Consider the following 7,854-nt stretch of genomic DNA (forward strand, 5'->3'; position numbering starts at 1 on the left):
GACCAAGCGCACCGTGGCCAGGTGAACCGTGGTCAGGTATACGCCGCGTTGCTCGCCGTCTGGCTGCTGTGGGGCTCCACCTTCCTCAGCATCCGCGTGCTGGTCGGCCAGGTGCCCCCGCTCCTGGCCGCCGGCGGCCGCTTCACGGTCGCGGGCGCCGTCCTGTTCCTCGCGGTCGGCCTGAAGAGCATGCGGAGCGAAGGGCCGGGCGTCCGGGAGCAGTTGCGCGGGCGGATACCGCGGCTGGTGCTGCTGGGCGTGCTGCACTTCGTGGTCGCCAACGGCATGGTGAGCCTCGCCGAGCAGCGCCTGGAGTCCGGCACCACCGGTGTGCTCTTCGCGACCGTGCCGCTGTGGCTGATCGGCGTCCGCGCGCTGAGCGGGCACCGGCCGCGCGCCGTCGAACTGTGCGCGGGCGCGGTCGGCCTGGGCGGCGTCGCGCTGCTGCTCGGCTTCCGTACCGGGCCGCTGGGCCCCTCGCTGATGGTGCTGGCGGCGGCCTGCGCCTGGGCGGTGGCCGGATTCCTCGCGGAGCGCCCCGAGCGGCGGCCGAACCCCGCGCCGCCCGCGGGCGCGGCGCTGGCCTCGGCGGTGCAGATGCTCTCCGGGGGAGTGGTGCTGCTGCTGTGCTCGCTGGTGAGCGGGGAGTGGGCGGAGCTGGACCCGGACCGGGTACGGCCCACGGCCTGGCTGGCCGGGATCCATCTGATCCTGTTCGGTTCGCTGGTCGGCTTCTGGGCGTACACCTGGCTGGTCACCCGCATCGACGCCCGGCTGGCGGCCACCTACGCGTATGTGCAGCCGGTCATCACCATGTTCCTCGGGTGGCTGCTGCTGGGCGAGCACCTGACCGGCGCCGGACTGGGCGGCACCGCCCTGATCATCGTCGCCGTCGCGTGGATGGTGCTGACCCGCAGCAGGGACGGCGTCGCGAAGGCGAAGCCCCGACCGGACGCGGACGACGGTGAACTCACCGCCGGCACCGAGAACGCAGGCAACAAGAACCCAGGCAACGAGAACGCGGGCAACAAGGACGCAGGCACCGAGAACGCGGCGCACGAGCGCCGGAACGCCGAGCACGAGAACGCCGAGCACGAGAACGCAGCGCACAAGAACGAGAACGCAGAGAACGAGGAAGCGGAGACCAGCCCATGAGCACGCGCACCCAGGAAGAGATCAGGGAGAGCCTCCTCACGATCCTCGGCGGCATCAAGCGGCGGGACGTACGGGCCGCGCTGGAGGAGGACGACAACTTCATGCGCGCGCTCCACCTCGACTCCCTGGACGCCGTGGAGCTGACCGTGCGGCTCGGCGGGGAGTTCGGCTTCGAGTTCGGCACCGAGGCGGAGGACCTCGACGCCCTGCAGGGCCTGGGCGCACTGACCGCCCTCGTCGCGCGGCGGGCCACCGCGTGAGCGGGACGAACGGGCTGCTGGTCCGCGCCCTCGCCGAGCACGCCCGCAACGCGCCGCAGCGGGTCGCGCTCGTGGCCCGCGGTGAACAGCTCACCTACGGCCAGTTGTTCACCGCCGCCCGCCGCGTCGCCGTACGCCTGCACGAGCACGGGGCCGGTCCGGGCGCGCGGGTCGCCGTGCTCGGGGAGAAGACCGCCGCGGCGGTCGTCTCCGTCCTCGGCACACTGCTGGCCGGTGCCGCGTATGTGCCCCTCGACCCGTCCGCGCCCCAGGCCCGGCGGCGTTCCCTCGTCGCCGACGCGGGCGCGCGGCTCCTGCTCGCCGCCGATCCCGGGAAGGCGGGGGAGCTCGGGGAGGACGTACGGGTGCTGGACCCGTGGGCGGACGCCGACGCGGACGCCTGGCGGGCACCCGAGCTGGGCCCCGAGGACTTCGCGTATGTGCTGTACACCTCCGGAAGCACCGGCCGGCCGAAGGGCGTATGCGTACCGCACCGCGCCGTGGACGCCTTCTTCGGGGCCGTCGCCGGGCTGATGGACCTGGGCCCCGGGGCCCGCTGTCTGAACACCTCGGCGCTGCACTTCGACGTGTCCGTCATCGACCTCCTCTTCCCCCTCCACCAGGGCGCCACCGTGCACCTCGGCCCGGCGGTCCCGTTGCCCGCCCCGACGCTCCAGCTGATCGCGCGGGAGCGGATCACGCATATGGCGGCCGTCGGCTCCACCCTCACCCTGCTCGCCCAGCACGGCCTGGAGCCGTACGACCTGAGCGCGCTGCGCCGCATCATGACGGGCGCGGAGATCCTCAACCCCCGTACGGTGCAGGCCTGGCTGGCCGCCGCCCCGCACGCCACCGTCATCAACGGCTACGGGCCGACCGAGGCCACCTGCGTGGCGATCGCCGAGCCGATCTCCGCGCGCGAGCCGGAGCGCACCGCCCCGTACCCCGTGGGACGCCCGTTGCCCGGCGTCGGGCTCGGCTTCCTGGGTGCGGACGGCGAGGTCAGCGCGGACGGGCCGGGGGAGATCCTGCTGAGCGGTCCGCAGCTGATGGCCGGCTATCTGGGCCGGCCGGAAGAGGAGGCACGCGCCTTCCACGAAGGCGCCTACCGCACCGGCGACCTGGGGCACCGGGACGAGCGGGGCATCGTGCACTTCGCCGGGCGGAGCGACGACGAGGTGAAGATCCGCGGCTACCGCATCAACCTCAACGAGATCCGCGCCACGCTCGAATCCCACCCGGCCGTGGGCCGCGCCTTCGTCACCGACGTCGAGGACCCGCGCAGCGGCCGCTCCCTGGCCTGCGGGATCCAGCTGAGGCAGGGGGCCTCGGCGGGGGCGGACGAACTCACCACGTACGCCGCCGACGCGCTGCCGCGCTACATGGTGCCGCGCGAGGTGGTCTTCCTCGACGGATTCCCGGTGCTGTCCTCCGGCAAGCCGGACACCGCGCGCCTGCGGGTCCTCGTCACGGAAGGGGCCGGACGATGACCGTACAGGGGGCGCTGCACGGTGCCGGGACGGGCTGGTTCACCCCGGCGGAGGAGGAGCTGCGGAAGGACGTCGCCGGGTACCTCGCCGCCGAGGTCCTCCCGCGGGCGGCGGAGTGGGAACGCGCGGGGGAGCTGCCGCTGCGCGAGGTGCTGACCGCGCTGGGCACGCGCGGCTGGCTCGGCGCGCGCTTCCCGCGCGAGCGGGGCGGCGGCGGGCGCACGCTCTGGGAACACGTGGTACTCGCCGAGTGCCTCGGCGAGGTGCCGTGCGACAGCCTCGGCATGGCGGTCACCGTGCACCAGGACATGGTCGCCCCGCTGCTCGCCGATTCCGGCACGGAGGAGGCCGTCGAACGCTTCCTGCGCCCGGCGCTGCGCGGTACGCACGTCCTGGCGCACGCCGTCTCCGAGGCGGGCGCGGGCTCCGACGTGGCCTCGGTCGCCGCCACCGCCGTGCCCACCGGCGAGGGGTACGAACTCACCGGCACCAAGCGCTGGGTGACCGCCGGACGGTACGCCGACTCCTTCGCCGTGCTGGCCCGCCTCCCCCAGGCGCCCGGGCCGTTCGGGCACGTGCTGCTCATGGTGCCGGCCGGTGCCGAGGGGGTGTGCGTACGTCCCGGACCGCCGACACTCGGCATGCACGCGGCGGGGCTCGCGGGCGAAGTCCGCTTCGAGTCGGTACGGGTGCCGAAGGCCCACCGGATCGGCGGGCACGGACTCGGACTCGTCACCCAGCTGCGCCAGTTCGAGCAGGAGCGGATCCTCGCCTCCTGCCGGTCGCTCGCCATCGCCTCCCGGCTGCTGGCGCAGACCCGGGAACACCTTGAGGGGCGCGAGACCTTCGGCGCGCCGGTCGCCTCCCGGCAGGACGTCTCCTTCCGCCTGGCGCGGCTGCGGGCGGCCGTGGAGTCGGCGCGCCAGCTCGCCTACACCGCCGCCGACCGCTGGGCGACCGGCGGCGACTACCGCACCCTCTCCGCCGCGGCCAAGCTGCGCGCCGGCCGTCTCGTACGGGAGACGGCGCGGCTCTGCCTCCATCTGCACGGCACCGAGGGTCAGTTGACGGACTCCGCGGTGAACCGGGCCTGGCGGGACGCCCGCCTGTTCTCCCTCTCGACCGGATCGGACGAAATGATGCTGACCACGCTGGCCCGGCTGGAGGGCTGGGATGACTGACGCACCGGCCCAGGGCGCGCCGGCGCCGGACACCAGCAGCAGAGCGCCGCGTGGGGAGAGCGGGCAGCATGCCCACCGCGCCCTCCTCGACGCCTTCGTCGCGCAGCACTCCGGCCCCGGCGGCCTGCTCGACGCCGCCCGCTGGGAGGCGCCCGAGCGGCCCCCCGTACGGGAGCTGCTGGCGGCGGCGGGCGGCGCGGGGCTGTTCCGGGCGGCCTGGCGCGGCGACGGTGCCCTGGCGCGGGCGGTCGCCCTGCACACCGCGCTCGCCCGCGCGGGCAACGGCGCCCCCGGCGCGGCCGTCCTCACCCACCTGGAGGTGAGCGCCCGCCTGCTGGGCGGCCTGCTGCCCGATGACTCCGCGCTCCACACCCGCCTCCTGGACGGCACCTCGACGGCGTCCCTCGCCGTCACCGAGCCGGGCGCACCGGGCAGCGACCTCTCCTGCCTGCACACCGAAGTGCGGGGCAAAGAAGGTGACGTGCGGGTCAGCGGCGAGAAGTGGTTCATCAGCAACGCGCCGCACGCCGACCTGATGCTCGTCCTCGCCGCCGACCCGGACCGGCTCACCTCGGGCCGCGCCGGGCCCGCGCTGCTGCTGGTGGACGCGGACGCGCCCGGCGTACGGACCGAACCCGTCGAGGGCTGCGGACACCACGGGCTCACCGGACGCGTCACCCTCGACGACGTACGGGTGCGCTCCGTACCCGCACCGGCCGGGCAGGCGATGCTCCTGCTGGGGCGGCACTGGATCCACGAGCGGGTGATGCTCGCGGTCCGGATGGCGGCGCTCGCCGACGCCGTGCTGGAGCACGCGGCCGAGGGTGCGCGCACCCGGCACACCTTCGGTGCTCCGCTCACCGCCAACCAGCACGTGCGCTTCACCCTCGCCGCCCTGCGGGCCGAGACGGAGGAGGCACGCGCCGCCGCGCTCCAGGCCGTACGTCTGCTGGAGTCCGGCGGCTGCCCGGCCGGGTACGCGGCGGCGTGCAAGTACCGCGCCGCCGAGGTGCTGCGCCGGGTCGCGGACGAAGCGGTACAGCTGGCCGGCGCCGACGGGTACGTCCGGGGCCATCCGGCGGAGCGCGCGCTGCGCGACGCCGAAGGCCTGGCCCTCGCGGGCGGTACCGATGAACTGATGCTGATGCAGATCGAAAGGGGATGACGAGGAATGACCACCTGGAACGCCGAGAAGTACGACACCGAGTTCGGCTACGTCTCCGCCCTCGCGGGCGGGGTCACCGAGCTGCTGGCGGCCCGGCCCGGCGAACGCATCCTGGACCTGGGCTGCGGCACCGGCGAGATCGCGGCCGAACTGCGCGACCACGGCTGCGAGATGGTGCTCGTGGACGGCGACCCGGCCATGGTCGAGGCGGCGACCGCCCGCCTGGGCCAGGAGGCGATCCTCGCCGACGGGCACGACTTCACCCTCGACCGCCCCGTGGACGCGGTCTTCTCCAACGCGGCGCTGCACTGGATGCGGCGCCCCGCCGAGGTGGTCGCCCGGGTACGGGCGGCGTTGCGCCCCGGCGGGCGCTTCGTGGCCGAGATGGGCGGCGCGGGCAACTGCCAGGGCGCCATCGACGCACTGCGGGCGGCCCTGGACGAGCGGGGCCTCGCCGAGGGCATGCGCTCGCCCTGGTACTTCCCGACCCCGGAGGAGTACCGCGCGCTGCTGGCGGAGCACGGCTTCGAGGTGACGTCGATGGAGCACTTCCCCCGGCTCACCCCCATGGCGGCGGACGCCGGCGGAGTGGCCGGCTGGCTGCGGATGTTCGGCGGCACACTCACCGCGCACGTACCGGAGGACCAGCGGGAGGCCGTACTGGCGCGGGCGGGCGAGCTGGCGGCCCCCGAGCTGCTGCGCGACGGCGTCTGGTACGTCGACTACCACCGGCTGCGCTTCGCGGCGGTGGCGAAACCGTGAGGCTCTTCCTGCTTCCCCCGGCGGGCGCCTCGGCGGCCACCTTCCGCGCCTGGCCCGGCGCGCTGGGGGAGCACGCCGAGGCGGTCCCGGTCGAACTGCCGGGCCGGGGCGGCCGCATCGGCGAACCCGCCCCTGCCTCCCTGCCGGACCTGATCGGGGAGCTGGCCGCGGCCCACACCCCGTCCGAGGGCGAGTGGGCCGTCGTCGGGCACAGCATGGGCGCCCTCCTCGGCGCGGGCTGGGCCGCCGCCGCGACCCGGGCCGGACGGCCCCCGGCCTTCCTGGTACTCAGCGCCTCCGCCCCGCCCTGGCTGCACTCCACGGCCGCCGAACTGGAGGGCACGGAGGGCGAGTTGTGGCAGCGGGTGGACGCACTGGGCGGCCTGCCGCCCGCGATCCGCGACAACCCCCTCGCCCGCCGCCTCTTCAGCCGCGCCCTCCAGGCGGACGTCACGGCCTCCGCCCGCTACCGGCCGCCGGGACCGGAGCCGGTCGGCTGCCCGGTCGTGGCGGTACGGGGCGCGGCGGACGCACTGGTCGGGGCGGAGCTGCTGGCCGGCTGGTCGGCCCTGACCCGGGACACCCGGCAGCCCTTCCGCGCACTCACCCTGCCCGGCGGCCACTTCTACCGCGCGGGCGTGGACGATCTGATCCCCCTGGTCCGGGAACTCCTCACCGCCCCATCGGACAGGCCCTGGCTTCAGCGGGTGCGCACCGTGCCCTTGAGGGCCTGGTCGCGGAAGTGGCAGTAGATCTTCGCCGGGTTGGTGTAGTAGCGCCACGGCACCGCATCCACGTAGCCGTCCACCTGCCGGAACTGTTCCATGGCCTCCTGGTGCCGTTCCGCCTTGGTCAGGCAGTACGCCAGCAGATGCCTGACCTCCGCCAGCCTCGGATGGTCCGGGCGCGCCGCCGCGACGTCCGCCAGCGCGGCGTCGATCAGCCCGGTCATCTCGGGCCAGCCGTAGGCGGCTTCCGGCGCCTCGTCGTCGTTCTGCTCGTACCAGTTGAGCAACGGGAACATCGTGAGCAGGTTGCCGAGCGGGGCCGTCGTCGCGGCCCGCAGGGTGAAGTCGCGGGCGAGCTCGGCGGAGCCGCGCCACTTCGGCAGCCAGTACTGGAGCGCGTACCAGTGAGCCTCGTAGTGGTACGGAGCGCGCGCGGTGACCTCGGACCACAGCTCGTGCAGCGCCTCGTGCGGCGCGCCCAGGCCCATGTACAGGGGGATCTGCAGGAGGTACGGGGTCGGGTCGCCCGGCAGGGCCAGGGCCTGGGCCCGGGCGAAGTCCTCCCGGGCCTCGTCCAGCACGCGGTGGAAGCCCGCGAACTGCTCGGCGGTGGTGTCCTTGGCCCAGCCCCCGCCACGGATCTCCCAGGCCAGCGACACCTTTGCGTCCGCCTGGACCACGGCCGCGTCCGGGTCGTCGGGGTGTGCGGCCTGCCAGGCGCGCAGCCAGGTGTCGTCGTCGGCCGCCCGGTTCGCGATGATGCCGACGAGGTAGGAGCGGCGCTCCCAGTCCGTGCCCGCGGCGGCGAGGGCCTGTGCGGCAGGCTGCCACTCGCCCCGGGCGAGCGCCGCCGACACGGCTTCCGCCTCGGGGTCGGGGAAGGCCAGGTCCGCGTTCTGCCGCTCCGGCGGCAGCAGGTCCCCACCGGCTTCGGCGGCGAGCTTCGCCGTACGCCTTCTGGAGCGCAGCCAGAAGACGACGGTGAGGGCCAGGATGGTCAGGGGGAGGATTCCGTGCACGGGTTTCTACGGTCCAATCAGGTGGGTGTCAGGTGTGTGCCGGCTTTTTGGGCACAGGGACACGGAGGCAGGACGAGGCGGGGGGGGGGGGGGG

8 protein-coding genes are annotated in these 7,854 nt (G+C 74.6%); 7 read left to right on the plus strand and 1 reads right to left on the minus strand.

The features are described 5' to 3' along the window. The first annotated feature begins 21 nt into the window (after nucleotides 1–21). From AZE13_RS13000 to AZE13_RS13030, 7 genes are read left to right on the plus strand one after another with little or no spacing between them, the layout of a single operon-like run. Nucleotides 22–1,155, plus strand: coding sequence for an EamA family transporter (locus tag AZE13_RS13000; RefSeq protein WP_181690337.1), 1,134 nt, complete (start codon nucleotides 22–24; stop codon nucleotides 1,153–1,155). Then, complete coding sequence (locus AZE13_RS13005; RefSeq protein ID WP_066930543.1) at nucleotides 1,152–1,415, plus strand: acyl carrier protein; 264 nt, start codon at nucleotides 1,152–1,154, stop codon at nucleotides 1,413–1,415. Before AZE13_RS13000 ends, AZE13_RS13005 begins: the two co-directional genes overlap by 4 nt. After that, nucleotides 1,412–2,905, plus strand: a complete 1,494-nt coding sequence (locus tag AZE13_RS13010) for an amino acid adenylation domain-containing protein (protein ID WP_066930544.1) — start codon at nucleotides 1,412–1,414, stop codon at nucleotides 2,903–2,905. The genes AZE13_RS13005 and AZE13_RS13010 overlap by 4 nt, the downstream gene beginning before the upstream one ends. Continuing rightward, entirely contained in the window at nucleotides 2,902–4,086 is a 1,185-nt protein-coding gene (locus AZE13_RS13015) for an acyl-CoA dehydrogenase family protein (protein WP_066930545.1), read from the plus strand. The genes AZE13_RS13010 and AZE13_RS13015 overlap by 4 nt, the downstream gene beginning before the upstream one ends. Continuing rightward, nucleotides 4,079–5,251 carry an acyl-CoA dehydrogenase family protein gene (locus AZE13_RS13020; protein WP_066930546.1) on the plus strand — a complete coding sequence of 391 codons (1,173 nt, stop codon included), beginning with the start codon at nucleotides 4,079–4,081 and terminating at the stop codon, nucleotides 5,249–5,251. Before AZE13_RS13015 ends, AZE13_RS13020 begins: the two co-directional genes overlap by 8 nt. 6 nt (nucleotides 5,252–5,257) lie before the next feature. Further along, nucleotides 5,258–6,013 (plus strand): class I SAM-dependent methyltransferase, encoded by a 756-nt coding sequence (locus AZE13_RS13025; RefSeq protein ID WP_066930547.1) that lies wholly within the window; start codon nucleotides 5,258–5,260, stop codon nucleotides 6,011–6,013. Continuing rightward, nucleotides 6,010–6,765 (plus strand): thioesterase II family protein, encoded by a 756-nt coding sequence (locus tag AZE13_RS13030; RefSeq protein WP_066930548.1) that lies wholly within the window; start codon nucleotides 6,010–6,012, stop codon nucleotides 6,763–6,765. Before AZE13_RS13025 ends, AZE13_RS13030 begins: the two co-directional genes overlap by 4 nt. Here AZE13_RS13030 and AZE13_RS13035 read toward each other — a convergent pair. Further along, on the minus strand, nucleotides 6,714–7,760 hold the full coding sequence (locus tag AZE13_RS13035; protein WP_079123939.1) for a DUF4034 domain-containing protein: 1,047 nt from the start codon (nucleotides 7,758–7,760) through the stop codon (nucleotides 6,714–6,716). The genes AZE13_RS13030 and AZE13_RS13035 overlap by 52 nt on opposite strands. Nucleotides 7,761–7,854: the final 94 nt, after the last annotated feature.

It is taken from the genome of Streptomyces sp. NBRC 110611, from assembly GCF_001590865.1.
Taxonomy (GTDB): domain Bacteria; phylum Actinomycetota; class Actinomycetes; order Streptomycetales; family Streptomycetaceae; genus Streptomyces.

What these genes read in the sequence shown, in the direction of transcription:
- AZE13_RS13005 (WP_066930543.1), top strand. Translation starts at nt 1,152, where the DNA reads ATGAGCACGCGCACCCAGGAAGAGATCAGGGAGAGCCTCCTCACGATC.
- AZE13_RS13015 (WP_066930545.1), top strand. Translation starts at nt 2,902, where the DNA reads ATGACCGTACAGGGGGCGCTGCACGGTGCCGGGACGGGCTGGTTCACC.
- AZE13_RS13020 (WP_066930546.1), top strand. Translation starts at nt 4,079, where the DNA reads ATGACTGACGCACCGGCCCAGGGCGCGCCGGCGCCGGACACCAGCAGC.
- AZE13_RS13025 (WP_066930547.1), top strand. Translation starts at nt 5,258, where the DNA reads ATGACCACCTGGAACGCCGAGAAGTACGACACCGAGTTCGGCTACGTC.